Consider the following 25,260-nt stretch of genomic DNA (forward strand, 5'->3'; position numbering starts at 1 on the left):
TTAGGCCCTGTCTTCGGCTGAGGGGGTTGGCGATGGAAGATGTCCCTTATGGACGTATCCTGCGCGAGGGATGGGTTGTCATCGTCGTACTCGCGGTACTCGGTGCCGGCATGGGGTGGTTCGTCACGAAGCTGTTGCCCGAGACGTACGCGGCCACGTCGACACTGCTGCTCCGCGTCGATTCGACCGAGGCGTCTCTCTTCGAGCGGAATCAGTTCAGCCTCGCCCGCATCAAGTCCTATCCGCCGCTGGTCGACAGCCCCGAGGTGATCGACAAGGTGCGCGCAGAACTCGACCTCGACGAGGACGAGTACACCGACCGTGACATTCGACAGATGCTGTCCGCCGAGAACACGGCCGACACGGTGCTGCTCGTGGTGCGCGCTGATGCTCCCACCGCTGAGCTCGCCACCGACATCGCCAACTCGGCCGCGACGCATCTCTCGGAGCTGATCGGCGAGACCGAGAACGACGAGGACGACGCCCGGTACACCGTGGCACTCGATCAGGTGCTTCCGGCGGTCGCTCCCCTTGCGCCGATCTCGCCTCAGGTGACCGCGATCACCGGACTCGGCGGCATCGCGGGCCTCGCGCTCGGCGCCATCATCGCGGTCTATCGCACGACGACGAACCGTCGGCTTCGGACCATCTCCGACGTGCGGCGCTCCTCGGGTCTCCCGGTCATCGGGCAGATCCCGCGGCGCAGTCGACTCCGTCCCGATGACGGCTCCGGCGCGATCGTCGCATACGAGGAGGCGGCCGGGAACCTCGTGGCGCTCGCCGGAGGGCGCATGCGAACGCATGTGCTCGTCCCCGCCTCGGACGGAGCGATCGACGACGATGCGGTCACCGGGATGCTCGAAGCGCAGCGTCTGATCGGCGCGACCGCCTGTGTCATCGATACCCGCGAGGCCCACGTTGCCGGTCATGGGCACACCCTGAACGAGGTGCTCGACGGGGCGACGATCTCGGACGATGAGGACAAGAGAGCGGTCCTCGTCGCCGCGGAGCCCATCACGCTCGAGAGGCTCGTCTCCGAGCTCCCCGAGCTGGTCAGCTCCATGCACGACAGCTTCGACGTGGTGATCGTCGTGTGCGAACCCGGCGCATCCGCGCTCATCGAACAGCTCATGGGCCCGGGCGCCGGTCTCATCATCACGGTGAGGCACAACTCGACGTCGGCGACCGACCTCGTCGCCGTGGCGACACGGTTGCGGGTCATGGGCGTCCGCCCTCTGGGCGTCGTCATGCTGCACACGGGGTCTCGGTCGCTGGGCTCGATCGCCGAGTCGTGGCGAGTCTCCGATCGCGACACCGTCGCCGCGGGCGCCGGAGGCTCGCATGCTCGCTCCGACTGATCTTCAGCGCCCGCCTCGGCAGCAGTCCGCGCACCATCCCAGCGCGGCGAGAGTGGCGGTGGTGGGGGCTCTCTATGTGCTGATCATCGTGAGCGTGATCCCCTGGCGCAGCGCGACGATCTACTCCGGCGGCGCGGATGGGGTGGTTGTCGCCAAGGCGTTCATCGCGCTTCTCGCGCTCGCCGCGACGGTCGCGCTGGCGGCGAGGACGCGCGAGCGGGTCGCCGTCGGTATCGCACCCGCGGGAGTGATCGCCGTCGCGCTGCTCGTCAGTGTTCTCGGGTCGATTCTCGCGGGCAACGACTCTGCGACGATCGTCCTCGTCGGCAGGATGTTCCTGGTGATGGCGACGATCCTCTTCCTCCTCACGACGGTGCCGTGGGTGACGAGCATCGTGTGCCTGCTCGCGGCGATGGCCTCAGTGGCCGTCGTCGCGGCGGTGACCGGACTGCCGAGCCTGGCGGCGAGCGGTCGTCTCGGTGGGGGTATCCCCGAGATCCACCCGAACGAACTCGCCGGCCTTGTGGCGGCGCCGATCGTCGGTCTCGTCATCCTCATGCTGCGCAACGGCGTGCGGGTCTGGCGGCTGCTCGCCGCCGTCCTCCTGGTCGGCATCGCCGTGGCGAGCGGATCACGCACCGGCCTGCTCGCGATCGTGGTCGGAATCGGCGTCGCAGTGGTGGTCAACGGCATCCGGGACCGCAGCGTCGTCTACCTTCTTCTCGGCGCTCTTCCACTCGGCTACGCGATCGGGTCGTTCACCGACGTCTTCGGCAGCCTCGCCACCCGAGCAGGGTCGAACGACACCTCCACCGCTCTCGACTCGCGTTTCGACGTGTGGAGGGTCGTGATCGGATGGGACTGGAGCGAATGGCAGAAGTGGATCGGCATCGGCCTCTCCGCCAAGAAGATCCCGGTCGACATCAAATGGCGTGACGAGCAGGTGCTCGACAGCAGTTGGGCCTCGCTGCTCGCCCAGACGGGGCTCATCGGCACCGCGCTGATCGGAGCGCTGATCGTGTGGTGCGTGGCGAGCGCGCTGATCTCATCTCGGCGCCGATGGCTCATCACGCCTTTGCTGACGCTGGTCATCATCCGCTCCGTCACGGAGAGCGGTCTCATCGACAGTGCGACTGCCTTCATCCTGTTCTTCGTCGTGGCCTCATTGCTCACCCATCGTTCCAGGCACGCCGATGACCCTGTCGGACCCGAATACGATCGGGTGGACGGGCGCCGGTCGCGACAGGCGAGTCTCACCTAGAATGTCGGAATATCCGTGTCGTCGACGCGGAGACCCGGCGCGGAGGAGAGACCAGTGACTGAGTCGGTCGGAGGTCCGCAGCGGCGGATGGGGTGGCGTGGATGGACGATCGTCGGCGTGGTCGCCGTGCTCCTCATCGGCGGGATCGTGTGGGGCGTGATCGCGAACAGCAACTCAGGTCAGGGGGAGCCCGGCGCGTCGACCACACCGGGGGTCACCACCACACCGGGACCGACGCCGACACCACAGCCCACCGAATTCGAGACTCCGACGCCCGGTGCCACCGACGACGTCGCGAAGCCCGGCAACGGTGAAGAGGTGCCTCTCGACGAACCCGCCCCCGCGGTCGACGGCGTGGTCGCCGAAGTCACGACGATCGAGTCGATCACCGCAGGCAACGACATCCCGGGCGAGCCCAGCGGGCCGGCGATCCAGGTGACTGTCCGCCTCACGAACGATTCGGATGCGCCCGTCGACACGGCGGGGGCGAACGTCACGCTGACCTATGGCGGGGACGACCGGCTTCCCGCGGCGGGCTTGACCGGCGAGGGCACCACAGTGTGGCCGGATTCCATCCCGGCAGGCGCCAGCGCGGATGCGATATACCAGTTTGCAGTTCCCTCTTCTCCTGACGGGGACGTGCGTGTTACTGTCGATATATTGGCCGCTGCGCCAAACGTCGTCTTCGTCGGTCCTCGACCTTAGGTCGTCACCGTCGGACGACGGATTACTGGGGAATCATCGTTCGGTGCCAATGTAGGGGTTGAGCGCGAACGGTCCATCATCTGGGGAGATGAACGATGGGCACTACAGCTCTGTCTTGGGGACGCCGCGCACGGGGAGCATCGATCGCGATCGCGATGACGCTCGCCATAGCCTTCGGATCGCTGGTGGCGATCTCGCCGGCTCAGGCGGACGTCAGTCCACCCGAGGGGGAAGCGCCGACGGTGACCGCCGACTCGCTTCCGACGGTTCAGATCAACGGCATCGTCTGGGATCAGGCAGTCGTGGGCAACGTCGTCTACGCGGCCGGAAAGTTCACCAGCGCACGCCCGGCGGGCGCGGCCGCGGGGACGAACGAGACGCCCCGATCGAACCTGCTGGCCTACGACATCCGCACGGGCGCGCTGATCACGTCGTTCGCCCCCTCGATCAACGGCCAGGTGCGCCAGGTCGAGGCCTCGCCCGACGGAACGCGGCTCTACATCGTCGGCGACTTCACCACGGTGAACACCCAGACGCGCAACCGCGTCGCCGCGTTCGATCTGCCCAGCGGCAACCTGGCCGCGTTCAACCCGAACTCCAACGGCGTCACCTCCGGCGTGGCCGCGACCAACGACACCGTGTACATCACCGGCACGTTCGGCCGAGTCTCGGGCAACGACCGCTCCGGCGCCGCAGCCTTCACCCGCAGCGGCACTCTGCTCCCCTGGGCGCCCGTGCTCGAGTCACGTCAGGGCCGCGTCGTCACCGTCTCTCCCGCGGGTGACAAGGTCGTGCTCGGCGGAAACTTCCTGACCCTCAACGGCAGCTCCAATCCCGGTTACGGACTGGCCATGGTGTCGGCATCCGACGCCTCGCTGCTGCCCTTCTCCGCGAACAACGTGATCCGCAACGCCGGTCTCGACGCGGCGATTCTCTCGCTCAAGTCCGACGGCGACGACATCTACGGCACCGGCTACGTCTTCGGCAACGGCGGCAACCTCGAGGGCTCGTTCCGTGCGTCGTGGTCGAGTGGCAACCTGGTCTGGGTCAACGACTGCCACGGCGACCAGTACGACGTCGAGCCCATGGGCGACAGCGTGTACGCGGCTGGCCACTCGCACTACTGCGGCAGCCTCGTCGACGGATTCCCGCAGAGCGACCCCTGGTCGTTCTACCGCGGCCTGGCCGTCACAAAGGACGTCGAGCGCACCACGCCCTATGGCCTGAACCTCGGCTACTACGACTTCGGCGGAAACCCCGCACCCAAGCTGCAGCACTGGTTCCCCGCCTTCAACGCGGGCAACGTCAGTGGCGCATCGCAGGGTCCGTGGTCGGTCTCCTCCAACAGCGAGTACCTCGTGTACGGCGGCGAGTTCACCCGGGTGAACAACACCGGGCAGCAGGGCCTCGCCCGCTTCGCCGTGACCAGCAAGGCTCCGAACGCACAGGGCCCTATCCTCTGGAACACCGCGTGGCCGGCATCCTCGATCGCGCTCACCGGCGGATCGATCCGCGTGAGCTGGCCACTCAACTACGACCGTGACAGCGAGTTCCTGAAGTACGAGGTCCTGCGCGACAACGTGGTCGTCAAGACCTACGAGAAGATCCGGTCGAAGTCCGCCGACTGGGGCCTGCCCCCGATGGCGTTCGTCGACACCACCGTCACGAACGGCACGAGCTACACATACCGGGTGCGCGCCACGGATAACGAAGGTCATTCGATCCTCGGCGGGACGACGACCGTGACGGCGTCCGGCTCGGCGGCTCCGAGTGCGTACCGTACCGCGGTGCTCGAGGACGCGCCCCTGAGCTACTGGCCGCTCGACGACTCGTCCGCGAGCCTCTCGTACGACTGGGCCGGTGCATCGGACCTCGCGGTACGCAGCGGCGTCACCCGCGGAACCTCGGGCGCCATGCTCTCGGATTCCCGTGACGCCTCCGACTTCGACGGCTCGGCCAACGGCTTCGCGTCGACCACCTCGGCCATCGCCGGCCCTGACACCTTCGGTGTCGAGGCCTGGTTCAAGACGACATCCACCGACGGCGGCAAGATCGTCGGCTTCGGCAGCAGCTCGACCGGCACATCCGGCAGCTATGACCGCCACGTCTACATGGAGGCCAGCGGACGCGTCACCTTCGGCGTCTACCCCGGCTCATCTCAGACGATCAGTTCGTCGTCCGCATTCAACGACGGTCAGTGGCACTACATGTCCGCCGGCCTCAGCGACGGCGGCATGGTGCTCTACATCGACGGCGTCCGGGTCGCCCAGCGCACCGATGTCACCTCTGCCCAGCCGTACAACGGGTACTGGCGCGTCGGTGGAGACACCTCCTGGTCTGGAGCCGCGTTCTTCGACGGTCAGATCGACGAGGTCGCCATCTACGGGGCTCCGCTGACGCGCGAGCAGGCAGCCGCCCATTACACCGCATCCGGGCGCGAGCTCGAGGGCTCGACCGCACCGAGCGACGCATACGGCGCAGCCGTCTACGCCGCCGACCCCGCGCTGTACTGGCGTCTCGGCGAGTCGACCGGCAGTGTCGCGGCAGACGCCTCCGGTTACAACCAGAAGGGCAACTACTTCGGCGCTGTCACCAAGGGCGCGAACGGAGCTCTCGAGGGAGTCAGCAACTCGGCGGCCACGTTCGAGGGCGGCCAGGTCATCAGCCAGAACGCCTTCACGAACCCGCGGTCGTACTCGCTCGAGGCGTGGTTCAAGACGGACACCACGACCGGTGGCAAGATCATCGGATTCGGAAACAGCGCTGACGGCAACTCCTCCGGGTACGACCGACACGTCTACATGACACCCGACGGCAAGCTGATCTACGGCGTGTGGGTCGGTTTCGCCGAGACGCTGCAGACCAGCGCGTCGTACAACGACGGTCAGTGGCATCAGGTGGTCGCGACGCAGGGCGCGACCGGCATGCGTCTCTACGTCGACGGCGTGCTGCAGGGGTCGAACGGCCAGACGAACGCGCAGGACTACACCGGATACTGGCACGTGGGTGGCGACGTCACCTGGGGCCCCGGAGACTGGGAGTTCGACGGAGCCATCGACGAGGTCGCGGTCTATCTGACGCCCATCTCCGAGACCGCCGTCTCTCAGCACTACGCGCTGGGAACGACCGGCGCGCCGGCGAACATCGCGCCGAGCGCCAGCTTCACCACCGCGGTCACGAAGCTCGGCCTCGCGGTCGACGCCTCGGCCTCGACTGACGCCGACGGCACGATCCAGGCCTACAGCTGGAACTGGGGCGACGGATCGCCCGCGGGCTCCGGTGCTACGGCGACGCACACCTACGCCGTCGCCGGGTCCTACACGGTGACCCTCACGGTCACCGACGACAAGGGCGCGACCGACACCGAGACGGCGATCGTCGAGGCGGTGGCCAACCAGGCGCCCGTATCGTCGTTCACCTCGGCGGCGGCCGACCTCAAGGTCGACGTCGACGCGAGCGCTTCTCAGGACACCGACGGCACGATCGCCGGATACTCCTGGAACTGGGGTGACTCGACGGCAGCGGGCTCGGGGGCCACGGCGACGCACACATACGCTGCAGCCGGCACTTACACGATCACCCTGACCGTCACCGACGACGAGGGTGCCACCTCGCAGAAGACCGCCTCGATCACCGTGTCGGCGCCGGTCGGTGCAGTGACATACGCCTCGGATTCGTTCAACCGCACGGCCGCCAGCGGCCTCGGGACCGCAAACACGGGTGGGGCCTGGACGCTGTCGAACACGGCATCCAACTACCTGGTCAGCGGTGCATACGCGGCGTTCCAGCAGCCCGCCGGAGGAGCGCAGCGGTACGCCTACCTCACCGGCGTCTCCTCGACAGACACCGCGGTGGACGTCGATGTGGTCCTGCCGCAGCTTCCGACCGGAGGCAGCGCGTACTACACAGTGGCGGCACGCCGCGTCGGCACCGAGGACTACAGGTCCCGTGTGATCGTGTCTCCGACCGGCGGGGTGCAGCTGCAGCTGCAGCAGACCACCACCGTGCTGACCACGATTCCGACCGGGCTGACCGTCGCCGCGGGCGACGCGCTGCATGTGCGCACCGAGGCGACCGGCACGTCTCCGACCACAGTCCGGGCGAAGGTCTGGAAGGTCGGAACGACGGAGCCGACCGCGTGGACGTCGACCACGACGAGCTCCACGGCGGGGTTGCAGTCGGCCGGCCACGCCGGACTCGGGGTGTACCTGGGCGGATCCGTCACCAACGTGCCCTTCCAGACACGGTTCGACAACTTCTGGGCAGGCTCGACCACGGGCGGTCCCACTCCTCCCGCCAATCAGGCGCCCACGGCCGCGTTCACCAGCTCGGTGAGCGGACTCGCAGCGACGGTCGACGGGTCGACCTCGGCGGACGCCGACGGAACCATCGCGTCGTACGCATGGGAGTTCGGAGACGGGTCCACGGGTTCGGGAGCGACGCCGACGGCGCACACGTACGCCGCGGCGGGCACGTATCAGGTGAAGCTGACTGTGACGGACGACAAGGGTGCGACGGGCACGGTGACCAAGCCGGTGACCGTGACGGCTCCGGCCCCGGGGAACCAGAACCCGGTCGCTTCGTTCACGGCCACGCCGACGGATCTCACCGTCGCAGTGGATGCCTCGGCATCGACGGACCCTGACGGCTCGATCGCCTCGTATGCGTGGAACTTCGGTGACAGCACCACCGGCACGGGCGCGACGACTTCGCACCCGTATGCCGCAGCGGGCACATACACGGTGACTCTCACGGTGACCGACAACGCCGGCGCCGTGAACACCGTCACCCAGTCGGTGACCGTGGTCGCTCCCGCGGGCGCTGCCTTCGCCGCCGACGACTTCGGTCGGGCGAACGGTGCTCTGGGAACGGCGCAGACCGGCGGCGTCTGGTCGCAGACCAGCGGAGCGGCGAACGTGTCGATCGACAACGGCGCCGCGAAGTTCACGACGCAGGCGGCGGGGCAGACCCGCACCGCATCGCTGAACGCGGCGACCTCGACCAGCACGGACCTTACCTTCACGGTCACGGCCCCCGCACTGCCGACGGGCGCGCGGGTCTACGTCGCGGCTCTCGCCCGGGTCGTCGGTGCGGACGACTACCGTGCACGCTGGCTGATCGGGGCCGACGGCTCGGTGACGGCGCAGCTCGCTCGCGGCGGCACGGCTCTCGTCTCGCAGAACCTCACCGGGTTCACATTCGCAGCGGGAACGATATATAACGTGCGAGTGCAGGCATTCGGCACAGGTACGACGACGCTGCGGAGTAAGCTCTGGGCGGCGGGAACGACAGAACCGGCTGCCTGGCAGCTGTCCACGACCGATTCCACCGCAGCCCTGCAGACCGCCGGCTACATCGGGATCTCGACATATGCGGGGTCCGGATTCAGCAGCGTTCCGTACACCGTGGCATTCGATGACTTCCGAGCACGAGGAGTGACCCCCTGAGTTTCGCAGACGCCTACCGGAGCCTTTCAGCAGCGCAGAAGGGGAGGGCCCGCGGGGCCCCCGCCTACTCGGTGTTCGTCAATCGTCCGGTGGGTCGAGTGATCGCGGCGGGCGCATACACCGCCGGCCTCACGCCCAACAAGGTCTCGCTGATCAGCGCCGCGTTCACCTTCACGGGGATCGTCCTGCTGGCGACGGTGCCCCCGTCCATCGTTCTCGGCATCGTCGTCTGGCTGCTTCTCGCGATCGGCTATGCGTGGGACAGCGCCGATGGCCAGGTGGCGCGACTGCGTGGGGGCGGATCGCTCGCCGGAGAATGGCTCGATCACGTTCTCGATTCGACCAAGCTCGTCTCCCTCCCGCTCGCCGTCGCGATCGGGTGGTACCGCTTCTTCCCGCTGCCCTCCGATCTCTGGCTTCTGGTTCCGCTCGGGTTCGCCGTGATCTCGACGGTCACGTTCTTCGGGATGATCCTGAATGACCTCCTGCGCGGCAAGCGCGGGGTGCCGCAGGCGGCGCAGGCCGGGGGATTCTCGCTCGTCCGTTCTCTGATGGGTCTACCCACCGACTACGGCGTGCTGTGCTTCGCGTTCGTGCTCTGGGGTTGGGCGCCCGCGTTCATGCTGGTATACAGCCTGCTGGGACTCGCCGCGCTGCTGTACCTGGCCGCGGCCTTGGCCATATGGTTCCGAAAGATGTCGGCGCTCGGCTGAGTCGAAAGGATCTCCGATCGCTGACGTTTACTCAATCGATATCAGCGAACCCAGCGTGACTACCCAGGGAATTCAGGCTATGGTCTAGGATAATCCGCCACCCGAAGGCGGATGTCGTAGCTGCCACCCCGACCCTGCAGTGACGAGAAGCACATCGGAGCCTCCCCCTCATGCGCAAAAAAACCCTCCCCCTCATCGCATCCCTATCCGCACTTCTACTCCCCTTGGTCGTCGTCTCACCCGCCGCGGCGGCGACGACAGACGTGGTCGTGGTTCAGGACTCCATGACCCGTACCGTCGCCAAGGGCCTCGGCACATCGGCCCAGGGCACGACCTACGACGCGGCACCCGTGACCTCAGCCTCGGTCGCCAACGGCGCGGCGAAGCTGACCGCCGCCGCCTCGGGCGCCACGGTCACCGCTCGGCCTGTCGGCCTGTCGGTCAGAGACTCGACCCAGTCCACGGTCTTCACCCTCCCGAAGCTTCCGACTGCAGGCTCCGGCGTGTACCTGAGCCTGCAGTCGCGCCTCGCCGCCGACGGCTTCTATCAGACCCAGGTGCGCGTCGACCCGAAGGGCGTGATCCTTCTCGAGACGCTCCGAGTCAACGCGGGCGTGCAGACCTCGCTCGGCCACACCTCGATTCCGGACCTGCGGGTCAAGGCCGGAGTCCCCTTCGTGCTCGAGACCCGTCTCGCGGGGACGGTCGCCGTCACCATCGACGCGCGTGTGCACGCCGTGGGCGTGAAGCCGTCCACCTGGAAGCTCAGCGTCACCGACCGTGCGACGAAGCGACTCACGGTCGCCGGCCGCACCGGAGTGCGACTCTATGTCTCGCGGAGCACTCCCGCACTCGCGGTCCTGTTCGACGATCTTCGGGTGACGACGAAGCAGGAGGTGAAGCCGACAACGCCCCCGGCGACGCCGACCGCTCCGACGGCCCCGACGACGCCGACCGCTCCGACGACGCCGACCGCTCCGGCGGCCCCCGCAGGTGGAGCCCCGGTCTGGAACGTTGCCGGCACTCGCACCGCGGCCGGTTCTGCGGCGGTGGGGTCGACGAACTACGCCGTTCCATCGGGTGCGCTGTTCGTGAGCCCCAGCGGCACGGCCGCCGGAACAGGGTCGTCCGCAGCGCCTTTCGCCACCGTGCAGACTGCGGTCGACCGTGCAGCATCCGGGGCCACTCTCGTGCTTCGGGCAGGCACGTATCACGAGTCGGTCGTGATCCCCGCGGGCAAGAAGCTCACGGTGCAGTCCTACCCCGGCGAGGCCGTCTGGTTCGACGGGGCGTCGACGCTGAAGAACTGGCAGGGCTCGAGCGGACGCTGGTTCAGCGCCGACTGGAAGTACGACTTCGACTCCACTCCATCGTTCACGAAGGGTGAGGCCGACGGCACCGAGGCCGGGTGGAGATGGCTGAACGACGCGCATCCCATGGCCGCGCATCCCGAGCAGGTCTGGATCGATGGCGTCGCACAGGCGGAGGTCGCCTCGCTCGCGAATCTCAAGGCGGGCACATTCTTCACGGACGTCGCGAACGACCGCCTCTACCTCGGCACCGATCCGACCGGACGCAACGTCAAGACCTCGACGCTGACGAAGGCGCTCTCGCTCCGAGGCGAGGGAGCCGTGGTGCGGGGGATCGGCATCCGCAACTATGCGACGTCCGTGTGGATGATGGGCGCCGTCACGGTCGAGGCGCCGCGCGCGACGCTTGAGAACGTCGTGATCTACGACAACGCCTCGACAGGACTCTTCGTCGGGTCGTCGAACGCCACGGTCCGCGATGTCACGCTCGCACGCAACGGCCTCATGGGCCTCGGCGCGAATTACGCTGATGCGCTCGTCATCGATGATCTGCTCGCTATCGAGAACAACGCCGAGCATTTCAATACATCGCCGGTGTCCGGCGGAGTGAAGATCGCGAAGTCGCGCGGCGTGACGGTGACCGATTCCGCGTTGCTGCGCAACGACGGACCGGGTGTCTGGCTCGACCAGTCCGTGTACGACGTCCGCATCGCCGGATCCGACATCATCGAGAACAAGGGAGCCGGGGCATTCCTCGAGCTCTCGCAGAAGATCGATTTCGTCAACAACCTCGTGCTGCGAAACGTCGGCAACGGGGTCAAGATCAACAACACCGGTGGTGTGAACCTCTGGAACAACACGATCATCGGCGGCGACCGCGCCGTCAACATCGTGCAGGACAGCAGAAGCGCCGCTGACGCGTCGGTGCCGGGACACAACGCTCGGCGCCCGTTCCCGGACCCGACGATGCCGTGGCTCATCCGCGACGTCTCGATGGGCAACAACGTCATCGGTGAGAGCGCGGGCAACTGCACGGTGTGCGTCGAGGACTACACCCACCGGTACACGCCCGCGCAGCTGAACATCCGCTCGGACGGCAATGTGGTCCAGCGCAACGGTGCCGCCGCACCCAGCTGGTTCGTCGTCTGGTCGCGCGGCGCGGAGAACGTGAACCCCTACGTCTTCTCGACGTGGGCGACGTACCGCGGCACGACCGGGCAGGATGCGAACTCGACCGCGATCGAAGGTCGTGCGGCCACCGATCGCTCCGGAAGGCTGCTGGCCGGGGTGACCGCGTCGGCTCGGACGATCCCGGCAGTGGTGGCGACGATCCTCGGTTCTGCGACGCCGACCATCGGGGCCCGCTTCCCCTGATCGGCGGTACTCATGTAAGAGGCCGGGGTGCGTGAGCACCCCGGCCTCTTTGCCTCCCCTACTGAGCCGGGCCGGACCAGAAGTCGTCGTAGGTGTACACGACCGGCACTGCCGTCGCGCTCCCCGACAGGTAGCTGTTCACTCCGACGTAGCCGCCGGTCTGCAGAGACGCCGTCGCATCCGTGGCAGTGAGTGCCCACGCGGTGGGTTCGGTGGCCGACGTGCGCCACACCTTCGCCTTCAACGTGGTCGGGTTCGTTCCGGTGACCTGCAGTCTGACGCTCAGCTGATCTGCGGTGGTGACCGAGAGACCGGGGATCGTCGTAGACGACAGGACCGTCTCGACCCCGCCGATCGTCTTCGTCAGCCACAGCGACACGACGCCCGTGGAGGCTACACGGAACTTCGCGCGGTAGTCGTTGCCACTGTCGATCTGACGGCCCAGAGCCGAGAAGTAGAAGCCGCCGCCGGTCGACGGCTGGTTGAACGCCACGGTGAACCGCTCCTCGGTGTTCGTCGACGGCGTGGAGCCGGCGAGCGATGCCGAGTAGTTGTTGCCGGCGGACAGCGTGACCGTGCCGCCCGTGCCGTTGACTGCGAACTTGCTGAGGGCCGTCGCGCTGCTCGGGAACATGGTCCATGGGCCGCCCGTCGTCGTCGCGGTGCCCCAGCCGTTGGTCGCCGTGCGCGTGAAGGCGTCCTGCGCCCATACCTGCGGAGCCGCCACCGTGACCGCGTTCGTTGTGGTGGCAGTGGCGCCTCGATCATCCGTCACCGTCAAAGTCACGGTGTACGTGCCCCCGGCAGCGTAGGCGTGCGTGGCTGTCGAACCCGAGCCCGAGGTGCCGTCTCCGAAGTCCCAGGCGTAGGAGGCGACGGTACCGTCGGCATCCGCGGAGCCGGAGGCGTTCACGGAGGCGGTGAGGTTCGCGACCGACGTGGTGAAGGCCGCGGTCGGTGCCTGGTTCTGCGCGACGGTGACGTCGTGCGTGACCGTCGAGGTACCCCCTCTGTTGTCGGTCGTCGTGAGCGTCACCGTGTAGGTGCCGGCATTCGCGTACGTGTGCTCCGCGGTGGCTCCGGTCGCGGTCGCACCGTCTCCGAACTGCCAGGCGTACGACTCGATGGTGCCGTCCGGGTCCGCCGACGTGGACGCGTCGGTCGAGATCCGGAGCATGTCGGTCGCCGTCGTGAAGGCGGCCGTCGGATCCTGGTTCGGCGCCAGCGTCGTCGTCACCGTGCGAGTCGCGGTCGCCGTGGCGCCGCTGTCGTCGGTGACGGTGAGCGTTGCGGTGAATGTGCCCGCCGTCGTGTAGCTGTGCGACGCGGTCGCCCCGGTGCCTGTCCCGCCGTCGCCGAAGTCCCAGGCGTACGAGGCGATCGTGCCATCAGGATCCGTCGATGCCGACCCGTCGAAGGCGACGTCGAGGTGATCCGCGTTCGTGGTGACGACTGCCGTCGGGACCTGGTTCGGAGCGACCGTCACGGCGCGCGTGAGGGTGTTGACCAACGATGTGCTGTCCGTCACCTTGAGCGTGATCGTGTACGTTCCGCCAGCGGCGAAGGTGTGCGACGCCGTCGGCCCGTCCGCCAGGGTGCCGTCACCGAAGTTCCAGGCGTAGACGAGCGGGCCCCCGTCAGCGTCGGTGGAGGTGCTGGCATCGACCGCGATGTTCAGCTTGTTCGCCGCAGATGTGAACGCTGCCACCGGGGCACGTCCTGGCACTGTCCGGCCGCTTGCGGCGAAGTGATCGCGCACCCGCTGCTCAGAGAGAGCGGTGGGGTACACGGCGACCTCGTCGAGTGTGCCGGCGATGTAGTTGCTGAGTGTGCTTCCCCAGGTGCGGTCCGCGCCGATGCGCCAGTAGCCGCGGTAGTTCTCAGCCCCTGCCATCGAGTTGCTGCCCACCAGCTGCGTGTCCAACCACAGTTTCATGCCGCCGGTGCCCTGAGTGGCCACCACATGGTGCCACTGCCCGTCGTTGTAAGCCGTGGGGGTCACGAGCGTCGTCTGCGGCTGCCCGCTTCCGAACTGGATCTTGCCGTCACTCTGCATCACCACGTGACGGTCGTACGACGAGCTCAGTCCGCTGGTCGTGTTCCCGAACCCGATCAGGGTCCCACCCCTGGTCGACGTCGTCTTGAACCACAGCTCGGCGCTGTAGGTGCTCGGCGCCGTCCAAGCCTCCTGAGCGACGACGAGCGCGCTCGTCCCGTTGAACGTGGTCGCCGTGCCGGCCCCGATCGCGGATGCCTGCCCCCGGGTCACGGTGCCGGAGAGGTTTCCGGTCGTGCCGCCGGTCGCCGAATCGACGATGCTTCCCGCAACGGTCTCGTTGAGACGCCAGAACAGGTCAGGCTTGTCCGTGGATACGGCGGCGCCGTAGACATCCGTCGGAGTCGAGGTCCAGGCTGCGGAACGCCCGCTCGCGAGGTAGTGCGACTGGATGTCCGACGGGCTCAGGGCCGCCGGATACACGGCGACGTCGTCGATCGTTCCCGCGAGTCCCGCGTTGGTCGGCTTGTTGGTGAAGCCGTTGGTCTGGTCGGCGCCGATGCGCCAATACCCGTCGTAGATCCTCGGCGAGGTTCTGGCCTGGTCGCGGTCGACGCGCTTGCCGTCGACGAAGAGCTGCATCCCCTCACTGCCGACGGTACCCACGATGTGGTGCCAGTTGCCGTCGTTCACGGCGGTCCGGCTGTAGATCGTGCGGTAGGAGCCGTCGTTGATCGCGAAGTTCGCTCGCCCCGAGGCGTCGAGGTAGAGCACGCGATCGGTGGTGCCCGAGGTCGAGGTGCCGGTGGCCGAGTCGCCGAAGCCGACGATTCGTCCGCCCCTGGTGTTCGTGGTCTTCACCCAGGCTTCGACGGTGACTGCGGCGGGCGCGGCGTTGACGTCCTGCGTCGTCATCTTCGGTGAGCTGCCGCCCGCGGAGGTGATGGCCGCGTTCGTGTCGTTCGTCATCGCGCCGCTCGAGCCGAGCGTGAGGCCTGTCGCAGTGCCCGCTGCGTTTCCGATGTCGTCCTTGAGGCGGGTTCCCGTGGTCTCATCGAGGCGCCAGTAATGCTCGGCTCCGCTCGCTCGCACTGCCGCGCGGTATGCAGCGGTCGGCGTGCTCGACACGGTGACGTAGGGCGACCACGCGCTCCACTGGACGTTGCCGTCTGCGTCCTTGGCCCTGACCTGGTAGCGCACCTGCGCTCCGGGCGCCTGCCCGGTGTCGGTGATGCTGAGGTCCGGGAGGTTCCAGAAGCGGCCGTCGCTGCGCGTGAAGGTCGCGATCTTCACCGACGGGCTGCGGAAGACGTCGTACGTGATCGTGGCGTTGTCACGATCCCAGACACTGGTGAACGGCACGCGCACGACGCCGGACTCGTTCGAGTACGGAGCCGGTGTGAGGCCCGCGTTGTACACCGGGCCGACCGCGTGCGGCGAGACGCTCGTCTTGCCGAAGCGGACGAGCCCCTGCTGAGCGACGTTGTTCACCTTCGGGAACTCGCCGCCGAGCACCACGTAGTTCGCGTTGCCGGTCACTGACCAGGCCGCCTGGCGAGAGCTGGTGTAGGTGCCGAACTCGAGGTCGGGGTACCAGTTCAGCTGCTCGGTGTACGGGAGTCCGGTGAAGTCCCAGCCGTAGGCGTCCTTCTTGGTGATGACGCCCGTGGGTGTCGTGCTCTCGGCGATGGCCTTGGTCCAGCGTGAACGCGGGTTCGTGTCGCCGAACGCTCCGACCACACTGCAGTCGTGTTTGTGCGAGACGGAGTACAGCACCCCGTCCCTGGGGAACGAGCCGTAGGTGTCGCCGAGGCAGTCGTTGACCCAGTTGATCGAGCCCGTGTACGGGTCCGCAGCGAATGTTCCCTCGAACGACGCTCCAGCGCCGAAGGCATAGCCCGTCCCGTAGACCTGGGTGCCGTCAGTGCTGAGGCTCGAGATCGCGCCATTGAGGCCGGCCGTCTTGATCTTGTCGGTCGCGGCCCACGGAAGGGCGGTGCCCGACGCGGCGTCGATCGATGCCATGCCGTAGGCGGACGCGCCGTTGAGCGTCGTGAAGGAGCCTCCGATGATGACGCGGGACGCGTCGGGACTCATCAGCATGTCCCAGACGAATCCGTCGCCGGCGGCAGACGGAGCCCACGGGAGGATCGCCTTGGTCGTGCTGCTCCAGGCGGCCAGCTCGCTGCGCGGTTGCCCCCCGCTGGAGCGGAAGTTGCCGCCGACGTAGACCGTGTCACCGGCGAACGCGAAACCGCGTACCTGTCCGTCAGCGCGCGGTGCCCAATCGAGCATCGCACCCGTTGCGACGTCGAACGAGGCCACATGCGCGCGAGCCTGTCCGTCGACAGCGGTGAAGTCGCCGCCGAAGTAGACCGTCTTGCCGTCGGGGGTGACCCGCACGACGAGGCCCTGGCCGTCGAAGGCATGGTTGAAGTTGGGCACCGGGTTGCCGGTGGTGATGTCGAAGGCGAACACGTTGTTCGCGTCGATCTCGCCGGGGCCGCCGACGGCGACCCCCGGCGGACGCGCCTTGGTGAAGCTGCCCGTGACGTACACGGTGTTCCCGGCGACCGCCTGGCTCCATACGACGCCGTTGATCTGCCACGTCGGCAGGACGTCGGCGGTGACGGTGTCGGGCTGGCCGGGGGTGTCAGCGGATGCCGACTCGGTCGGCATCGCGATGAAAGCGATCATGGCGAGCGCCGTGGCCGCGGTGGCGATCGCGGCGATCACGCGACGGAGACGATCTGCTCCGCGGGCGGTGCGTGTCATGGAAGTTCCTCGTTCTGAGATGCGGTCGAGTCGAGTGGTGGCGCGCGGGCTCAGTGATGACATGTCAGTCGAGCCCTCCGCGGAAGATTGCGGATGTATGGTCGCCGTCGAAGTCGACGACCAGCGTGACCTCGTCGCGCGCATCGGCGGGAACGGCGAAGGCGTACGCGGCGGTGGCGCTCTCTCCGGCTGCCAGGACACCGGCGAGGTCGACGGTCTCAGCCTCTGCGGCGTATACGCGCACGGCGGTCGCGCCGTTAGCGTCGAGCAATGTCAGCACGGAGGTGCCGAGGTCGATCGCCTGCGAGGAGCCGTTGTCGATCGTGATCGTCAGGCGGGCGTACTCGCGGTCCGGGAAGCTCCCGGGGCCCTGCGCCGTCTCGGCTGCGAACGTGACATCGTCGATCGCGACGCTCACGCCGTCGTCATAGGACACCGCATCCGAGGTGCGGGCGGGATCCGCCTTCACGCTCGGGTCGCCCGACTGGCCCGCCCTCTCGATCTTCGCGACCGGTTCGTCCGGAGACGGCCCGTCGGACTCGCTCGGTGCTACGGCGCCCGCGGTCGGATCCGAAGCGGACGTCGCCGACGGATTCGCCGACGGCCCTCCGCCGCTCGGTGCCTCGCTGCTGCCGGTGCAAGCGACCAGGCTCACGCAGAGCGCGAGGGTCGCGATGGACATGCTTGTACGCGCAATCATCATGATTGTCGATCCCCAGATTCCCCAATCAGGGTTGCCGACATCGATCCGTTCAGAACGGATCGGTCAGCTTGTGTCATCCCCAAATGACACTATCCCCAGTGGCGAGATCATATCATGTCCACCGGATGGGGGACAAGAGACCTGTGGATAGCGTTCGCTAGACCTTCAGCGCAAGCGCGGCCAGGATGCCGTCCGAATAGCGCGCAGTCGAGAACGCCTCAGCAACGGCGACGGAATCCGCCAGTGCGAGCCGAGCCTGCGCGGGCCAGTCGTCGATCTTCGCGGCGATGGTCGCAGCCAGTTCGGCGGCGTCGCCGGGGGTGACGAGCGTGGCGCTCTGCGAGGCGCTGACAGCCTCGGGCAGACCCCCGACCCTGCTCACGACTGCGGGGCGCGCGGACAGCGCGGCCTCGACAGCGGTGTTCCCGAACGTCTCGTCGACCAAAGAGGTGACGAGCGCGAGATCTGTGCGGGCCAGGTCGTCCCACACGGAGGCCTTGAAGCCGAGGAAGGATACGCGCTCGCCGAGTCCGCGCTGCTCGATGCGAGCGTGCAGCTCCTCGAGGTAGGACTCGTTGCCCGGGAAGACGGCTCCGACGATGTCGAGGCGGGCGTCCCGGCGACCGCGGACGAGGATGTCGAGCGCATCGACCGCGACATGCACACCCTTGCGGTGAGAGAGACGACCGACGTACAGAAGGCGGGTCGGCGCGACGAGGGACGAACGCGGTGGCACGACCTCTGGCGGCCCCGGAACGGCATTGTGCACCACCACAGTGCGCGAGCGCACCCGAGGCGCGGCCTCGGCGAGGACACGCCTTGTGAAATCGCTGTTCGCGATCACCCGATGGCTGAACACGAGTGGAAGATAGAGCGCGCGTCGCAGGATGCCCGACACGGAGCCTTCACCCTCATGGACATGGCACACGGTCAGCCGGCGGCTCCACCGGGCCAGGGCGATCCACAGCGGGGGAGTGATCGTGTTCACGATCACGGCGCCGGGGTCGACGCGCCGGATCAGTCGGAGGCCCGGTCCGATCGACCTCAGAGCGGTGACGAACAGGCTGATCAGCCCGCGCGGACTCAACAGGCCCTTGCGCACGATGGGAGTCGAGCATTCGACCACCTCGGCACCCGCCTGCGTGAGCAGCGGCACGAGAGGTCCCGAAGCCGGCACGGTGACGACGACTCGTCGCCCCGCACCTACGAGAGCCCGCACGGTCTCGAGCACCATCCGATCGGAGCCGTAGAGGTCGGCACCGGGGTTCGCGATCAGGACGACGTTGGGATCACCGGTGGGCATGTCAGCGCTGCGGCCAGTATTCGTCGACCAGACTCACTGTCGACGCGATGTTCGCCCTGCTCGATGCGCCGAAGACGATCGACTCGAGATTCGGTAGCGAGGTCACCCATTCGATGGCCTCCCGCGGCGGGATGGCACCGCTGGCATACACCGACATCGCGACCGCGCGGAACGGGCGCTTGTCCATCGCCTCGCGGTACGCGTCGACGCCCCCGGACATACGGAAGCCGAGCTTGTTGATGTTCGAGCACACGATCGGGTTCTCGACGCCGGCCTTGTCGAGGTCGTCGAGCAGGCGAGGCAGGTTCATCGTGATGAACCCGGGTTCCGCGTTGTAGCGCTTGCGCACGTGATCGGCGAAGATGCGGAACGCGTCGGTGAAGCCCAGTCCCGAGAGCAGATCGACGACCACGTTCTGAAGCCAGATGACGGGGGTGTCGAGGCCCTCGAACATCTTCATCTCGGCGTCGATGAGCAGCGTCGTCACGCCCTCGATGTCTTTGCGGGCGAGCGAGGAGGTGCCGCGAGCGATGCTGTCGAGGAGTCCCTCCTCCGGGAGGAACTTGCGGATTGCGCCGAGGAAGCCGTCTTCCGTCACCGCATTGGCGTACTTGTGCGCATACGGCATACACGGGAAGAAGGTCATGTCCGAGTAACGATCGGGGTGCGCGCGGACGTGGTCCGTCACCTCGGCGATCCGGTCGTGAGTGGTGCACATGAAGGTGTGGACACCCTCGTCGTACGCGGCGTCGAGGACGCTCATGATGGCGTCTGTGTCCTGGAAGCGCATCTGCTGCGCCCGTGCCTTCTCTTCTGACATGTGATTGACGCCGAAGAACTGGTTGTCACCGAACAGCAGCCGGTCCATCGTTCGAGTGGTTGTCGTCATGGTCATTTCCCTCCGCGCAGCGCGGTCAATGCCGCCGCGATGCGCCCCTTCGGTGCGGTGTTCACTGCGAGATCGGATGCTGCGTCAGAGGTGAGGCGCGAGTCCTCGCGCACCGCGTCCTCGCTGATCATGGAGATCACCCTGTCGGTGACCGCGGCCGACGCGAAGTCGTTCGTGCCGGCGGACGCACCGGCCTGCGCACGCTGCACGAACGAGTCGAGCTGGGCGCTGTATTCCTCGCCGCGCAGATAGAACCACGGTGCCTCGGTGAGCTCGGTGGTGTATCGGACGTTCCAACCGACACGGTATCCCTCGGGGATCGTCGCCGTGTCTCGCAGGTAGACGTGGATCTCCTGGCGGTCTGCGTAGATGCGACCGTTGGTGCCCCACAGCGTGATCTTGGTGGTCATCTTGCGCTGCGACTCGTCAGACCAGTTGGAGATGATCTGCGCCGTGCCGTCGGGGTAGTGCAGAGTGCTCGCGACAGCGTCGTCGATCTGGGCGGAGAAGATGCTCGTCAGCTGACTGCCGCTCACCGACTCCGGTGTGCCCAGGTACCAGGTGAGGAGGTTGAGCGGATGCGCCGCGTAGTCGTAGAGGCACCCTCCACCGGTCGCTCGCTCGCTTCGCCAGGTGCGCCCGGCGGGCTTGAGCACGACGGGGCCGTACGCCTCGGCGAGCGCGGTGTTCACGGTGCCGATCGCGTCGAGGTCGAGGAGTCGCTTGACTTCGCGGAAGGCGCCGACGAACCGATTGTGGTAACCGACCTGTGTGACCAGACCCTTCTGCTCGGCGAGTGCGGTGAGCTCGATGCTGTCAGCGGGGTCGATGACCAGAGGCTTCTCGCAGAACACGTGGATGCCGCGTTCGAGCGCCCGCCGGATCATGCCGGCGTGCAGGTGCGTCGGCGTCGCGATGATGATTGCCTGCGGACGAGCCTCGTCGAGCATCTTGTCGAGGTCCTTGTATGTCGTGACCCCCGTGTACTTCGCGAGGATGTCGAGAAGGTACCCCGTCGCATCGCACACTCCGACGAGATTCACGTCTGGGTGGGCCTTGATCATCGACAGGTGGGACAGTCCCATCTTCCCCAGTCCGACTACCGCGACATCGATCATGCGTTTACCCCTGTCTGCTGATGCGTATGGCCTCGTCGCGCGAGTGCCGTCCGTAGCGCCTTCTCGTACTCGGCGCCGATCTTGGTCCAGGTGAATTCCGCGTGGAACCTGTCGCGGCTGGCGGCGCCCATGCGCTGCCGTCTGCTGTCATCGGAGAGCACGTCGTCGAGCAGGCCGGCGAGATCGTCGGCTCCGGTGAAGTAGGCGTTGTCGGGTCCTGCGACCCAGGTGTTGTAAGAGTTGTCGTGAGCGATCACGGGGTTGCCCGCGGCCATGGCCTCGACGAGCGAGGGGTTGGTCCCACCGACAGTGTGACCGTGCAGATAGAGAGCGGAGTGGAAGCGGAGCGACCGCATCCGCTCCGGCTCGAAGATGGCACCGGGGAAGAGCACCTCATCGGATGCCGCCGCCCGCACAGCCACGTGGTAAGGGTCGTCCTCGCCGTAGGGGCCGACGACCACCAACGGCATTCCCCGTGAGGTGGCCGACCACGCCTGCACGATCTCGAGAACGGAGTTCTCGGGGATCGGTCGGCAGACGACGGTCGCGTACCTGCCGGGCACGAGGCCGAGTTCCTCGACGGGTGCGGTCGGAGCATCGACGACCTCGTGGGCGCCATAGGTGATGGTCTGAACGCGCCGCGTGCCGAAGTGGCGCCGCAGATACGTCGCGATCACGGGGTGGTCGGCGATCAGCACATCGCCGACCCAGCCGGCGAGACGCTCGTTCGCCAGCAGGATTCCCTGCTTGACGATGCCCCAGCGCTTGCGTGTCCACTCCATGCCGTCCATGTTGATGACGTTGGGGATCCGCCGAAGCCGCGGGATGACGTCGAAGACACCGGTGTTGTAGCCGAAGGTCAGCCAGACGTCGCCGTCGATGTGCTCGCGCATCGCGTGACGGATCGTGGTCAGGTCGAATGCCGACGTGCCCTTCCAGCCTTCACGTGGCTCGTGCACGAGCACGCGCTGGAGACCGTTCCAGTCGTCGACCGTGGTCGGACCCTCGCCCGGGAGCTGGCAGTAGACGATGACGTTCCACCCCTGATCGCGAAGATACAGACCGACGTTCTCGGCCGCCGTCTCGAAGCCGCCATAGGCGGCAGGAACGCCGTGGGTGCCAAGTATCCGAACGGTTGATGGCACGGTGATTTCCCCCTCATGTCGGGTGCTCCCGCACCCATTTCACTGCATCACGGCCCTGCATCCGCCTCCCCGGCAGACCGAACCACAGTGTTCTGTACCTAGTATGCCCCGCTGGGCTGGACCATGACCTTGGCGGTGCGCCACATGATCTGCAGGTCGTTCATGACCGACCAGTTCTCGACGTAGCGCAGGTCGAGGCGAACGCTCTCGTCCCACGAGAGATCGCTGCGCCCGGAGACCTGCCACAGGCCCGTGATGCCCGGCTTGATGTAGAGCCGACGGAACACGGTGCCGTCGTAGGCGGTGACCTCGGTGGGCAGCGGCGGGCGCGGACCCACGACGCTCATGTCGCCGATGAGGACGTTCCAGAACTGCGGCAGCTCGTCGAGAGACAGCTTGCGCAGGATCCTGCCCACCCGCGTGACGCGGGGGTCGTCCTTCATCTTGAACAGCAGGCCCGCTCCCTGGTTCTGCTCCTTGAGCGTCGCGAGCTGCTGCTCGGCGTCGGTCTTCATCGAGCGGAACTTCATGATCTTGAAGGTGCGACCGTCGCGACCGACGCGCTCCTGCGAGAAGAACAGCGGTCCGGGCGAGTCCAGCTTGACGAGGAGCGCGAGGATCGGCGTGATGAGTGCGATCGGGATGAGAGCGACGGACGCGACGGCGATGTCGAGTGCGCGCTTCAGCACGTGCTGACCGCCCTCGTACGAGGGGATCTGCACCTGGATCAGCGGAAGACCTTCGACAGGAGCGAAGGAGATGCGCGGGCCCGCGACATCGGTGAGGCGGCTCGAGAGCACGAGCTCTGCGGCGGTGCCCTCGAGCTGCCAGCTGAGGTGCTTCACGAAGTCGGGCTCGCCGTCTGGGCGGCTTGCGACGATGATCGTGTCGGCGCCCAGTTCGGCAGCCACGGTGGAGACGGAGTTGACGTTGCCGAGCACCGGGAACTGCTCGCCGCGTGCTTCGACATCTCGCGCGTTGCCGTCGAGCAGCGTCGCGCCCACCACCTGGTACCCGGAGGCGCCGATCGGGTGCAGGGTGCGGATGACGTACTCGACGTCGTCGCGGTTGCCGACGACGAGCGTGCGCGAGGCGAAACGACCTCGCGCACGCTGCGCCGTCAGCCAGTGCCGCCACGCCCAGCGCGTGACGAGCAGTGTGAGGACACCGAGCGGCAGGCCGACGAGCAGCACGAGCTGCATCGTCTGCCAGCCGAGCACGACGCTGAGCATGGCGATGATCCCGAACGCCAATCCACTCGCGTGTGCCACACCGCGGTACTCGGTGGCGCTGGCGCGGAACAGCGCTGCGTCACGGGTGTGCAGCGCGCCGAGCATCAGATACCAGAGCGTGGCCAGCAGAATGCCGTTGCGCAGGGCCTCTTCCCCTGCGACACCGGTCATCACCTGGACCGCTGCTGTGATTCCGACCGCGAACAGGATGACCCCAGCATCCGTGATCCGCAGTCGCATCCGATAACGCCGCTCCCACTGGCGACGTCGCTCCAGCGTTGCGGACACGCGCGGTGTGACCACCGTGCGCGTGACCGACTTCGCGGCTCGCGGAGCAGAGACCGGCGTGAAGACCGAACCCGCGCGAGTGATGCTCAGAGCATCCTCGACGGAAGTCATGCCGAGGCCCCTTGAGCCGTGAATGTACGCAGAATTCCCCAGTGCGCCATAGTTATCCCCAGATATTCCCCAGACCACGGACCCCACGTCCATGGCATCGTCTGCGTTCCCGACCCCTCGGGTCCTGCTGCATCCGTGATCCCACATCACGGGTTGCGGTCACCGTCCCACACGGTGGTGCTGGCAGCAGGCACTGCAGACTTCGTTCACTCTAGCGGAACCAAACGTTCAGGGGAAGATAATTCACGGGAGTGGATCAACCTGTATTCCGGTACATCTGCTTAGTCGGAGAATGGCCCCGATATTCTGACCGCGTGACCACCACTTCAGCGCCTCGATTCCGTCTCAGCCGCATGCTGCCGAGGGATCCGGCTCAGCCTCATCGCACGGCCAGCACGCTCGAGCTGTTCTTCGATCTCGTCTTCGTCGTCGCGGTGAGCATCGCCTCGGCCCAGCTGCACCACGCGCTGAGCCACGGCGACTTCGTGCACGGAATCACCTCCTACGCGATGGTGTTCTTCGCGGTGTGGTGGGCGTGGATGAACTTCACCTGGTTCGCCACCTCCTTCGACACAGACGACTGGTTGTATCGCGTCACCACCATCATCCAGATGGGCGGGGTGCTCGTGCTCGCTGCCGGCATCCCTGCGGCGTTCGAGGAGGGGGACTTCACCGTCCCGGTGATCGGCTACATCGTCATGCGTGTGGCCATGATCGCGCAGTGGCTCCGGGCGTCCCGCGGTGCGGGAGATCTCAAGGCCGCCGCGCGTCGGTACGCCATCGGGATCGCCGGTGTGCAGGTGCTCTGGGTGCTCTTCCTGCTCATCCCGTCGGGCCCCCTCCAGCTCGTGGCCTTCGTGATCTTCGCTCTCGTCGAGGTCAGCGTGCCCGTGTTCGCCGAGCACCGCAGACAGACGCCCTGGCATCCGCATCACATCACCGAGCGCTACGGGCTGTTCACCCTGATCGTGCTCGGCGAGAGCCTCCTCGCCTCCGCCAATGCGATCATCGACGCGAAGAACGAACTCGACTCCTTCGTCCCTCTCATCTCGATCTCCGTGCTGACCCTGGTCGTGACCGCGTCTCTCTGGTGGATCTACTTCTGGGCGCCGCACCACAGGGCGATCACGACGTTCGGCCGCTCGCTCCGCTACGGGTACACGCACTATCTCGTCTTCGCCGCGGCCGCCGCCTTCTCGGCGGGCATCGAGGTCGAACTCGACGTCCTGATAGGGGAGAGCCATCTCTCCACCATCCAGGCGTCGTTCACCGTGACCATCCCGATCGCGATCTTCCTGCTCGGCGTCTGGTGGATCGCGATCCGCGAGAACGCCGACAGGGTGGTGAACACCGTCGTGCCGGTCGGTGCGGCTGTCGTCCTCCTCGACGCCGTGCTGCCCATCCCTGTCGCGGTCAGCGCCCTCGTTCTCGTGGTGATCGTGGTCGTCCTCGTCCTCCATCCGCCGGTGCGTCGAGAGCCATAGATTCTGCATAGACGCGGCATAGCTCGCTGATCGTCTCCTCCGTGACCA

General features: G+C 67.0%; 14 protein-coding genes. 7 read left to right on the plus strand and 7 right to left on the minus strand.

The genetic code is table 11. From position 1 onward, the window contains the following. The first annotated feature begins 32 nt into the window (after positions 1 to 32). The 6 genes from ASE34_RS03815 to ASE34_RS03840 all read left to right on the plus strand — a co-directional run bounded on the left by ASE34_RS03815 (position 33) and on the right by ASE34_RS03840 (position 12,168). Positions 33 to 1,358, plus strand: a complete 1,326-nt coding sequence (locus ASE34_RS03815) for a hypothetical protein (RefSeq protein ID WP_056276686.1) — start codon at positions 33 to 35, stop codon at positions 1,356 to 1,358. 61 nt (positions 1,359 to 1,419) lie between these two features. Then, a complete protein-coding gene (locus ASE34_RS03820) occupies positions 1,420 to 2,619 on the plus strand; it encodes an O-antigen ligase family protein (protein WP_150115149.1) in 1,200 nt (399 codons plus the stop codon). A gap of 54 nt (positions 2,620 to 2,673) precedes the next feature. Next, positions 2,674 to 3,324, plus strand: coding sequence for a hypothetical protein (locus ASE34_RS03825; protein ID WP_056276689.1), 651 nt, complete (start codon positions 2,674 to 2,676; stop codon positions 3,322 to 3,324). A 95-nt stretch (positions 3,325 to 3,419) separates the two neighbouring features. Further along, complete coding sequence (locus ASE34_RS03830; protein WP_082586495.1) at positions 3,420 to 8,771, plus strand: PKD domain-containing protein; 5,352 nt, start codon at positions 3,420 to 3,422, stop codon at positions 8,769 to 8,771. Positions 8,772 to 8,860: 89 nt separating this feature from the next. Further along, complete coding sequence (locus tag ASE34_RS03835; protein WP_082586533.1) at positions 8,861 to 9,484, plus strand: CDP-alcohol phosphatidyltransferase family protein; 624 nt, start codon at positions 8,861 to 8,863, stop codon at positions 9,482 to 9,484. Positions 9,485 to 9,768: 284 nt separating this feature from the next. Beyond that, positions 9,769 to 12,168, plus strand: a complete 2,400-nt coding sequence (locus ASE34_RS03840; protein ID WP_157538076.1) for a right-handed parallel beta-helix repeat-containing protein — start codon at positions 9,769 to 9,771, stop codon at positions 12,166 to 12,168. Between the two features lie 58 nt (positions 12,169 to 12,226). On the opposite strand, the gene ASE34_RS03845 is transcribed toward ASE34_RS03840, so the two are convergent. The 7 genes from ASE34_RS03845 to ASE34_RS03875 all read right to left on the minus strand — a co-directional run bounded on the left by ASE34_RS03845 (position 12,227) and on the right by ASE34_RS03875 (position 23,728). Next, positions 12,227 to 16,939: a PKD domain-containing protein gene (locus tag ASE34_RS03845; RefSeq protein WP_056276700.1), complete on the minus strand. Its 4,713-nt coding sequence runs from the start codon at positions 16,937 to 16,939 to the stop codon at positions 12,227 to 12,229. 64 nt (positions 16,940 to 17,003) lie between these two features. Next, entirely contained in the window at positions 17,004 to 17,621 is a 618-nt protein-coding gene (locus ASE34_RS03850; protein ID WP_056276703.1) for a DUF4352 domain-containing protein, read from the minus strand. A gap of 178 nt (positions 17,622 to 17,799) precedes the next feature. Then, positions 17,800 to 18,945 carry a glycosyltransferase family 4 protein gene (locus tag ASE34_RS03855; RefSeq protein WP_056276707.1) on the minus strand — a complete coding sequence of 382 codons (1,146 nt, stop codon included), beginning with the start codon at positions 18,943 to 18,945 and terminating at the stop codon, positions 17,800 to 17,802. 1 nt (position 18,946) lies between these two features. Beyond that, positions 18,947 to 19,834 carry a hypothetical protein gene (locus ASE34_RS03860; RefSeq protein ID WP_200955152.1) on the minus strand — a complete coding sequence of 296 codons (888 nt, stop codon included), beginning with the start codon at positions 19,832 to 19,834 and terminating at the stop codon, positions 18,947 to 18,949. A 2-nt stretch (positions 19,835 to 19,836) separates the two neighbouring features. Then, the gene (locus ASE34_RS03865; protein WP_053098702.1) at positions 19,837 to 20,952 is read right to left on the minus strand and encodes a Gfo/Idh/MocA family protein; all 1,116 of its coding nucleotides are present in this window, start codon (positions 20,950 to 20,952) and stop codon (positions 19,837 to 19,839) included. Further along, complete coding sequence (locus ASE34_RS03870; protein ID WP_056276710.1) at positions 20,949 to 22,097, minus strand: DUF1972 domain-containing protein; 1,149 nt, start codon at positions 22,095 to 22,097, stop codon at positions 20,949 to 20,951. Before ASE34_RS03870 ends, ASE34_RS03865 begins: the two co-directional genes overlap by 4 nt. Positions 22,098 to 22,195: 98 nt before the next feature. Next, positions 22,196 to 23,728, minus strand: coding sequence for a sugar transferase (locus tag ASE34_RS03875; RefSeq protein ID WP_056276714.1), 1,533 nt, complete (start codon positions 23,726 to 23,728; stop codon positions 22,196 to 22,198). Between the two features lie 353 nt (positions 23,729 to 24,081). Here ASE34_RS03875 and ASE34_RS03880 point away from each other — a divergent pair, with 353 nt between their 5' ends. Then, a complete protein-coding gene (locus ASE34_RS03880) occupies positions 24,082 to 25,212 on the plus strand; it encodes a low temperature requirement protein A (protein WP_056276717.1) in 1,131 nt (376 codons plus the stop codon). The last annotated feature ends 48 nt before the right edge of the window (positions 25,213 to 25,260 follow it).

The organism is Microbacterium sp. Root280D1, from assembly GCF_001428975.1.
Taxonomy (GTDB): Bacteria; Actinomycetota; Actinomycetes; order Actinomycetales; family Microbacteriaceae; genus Microbacterium.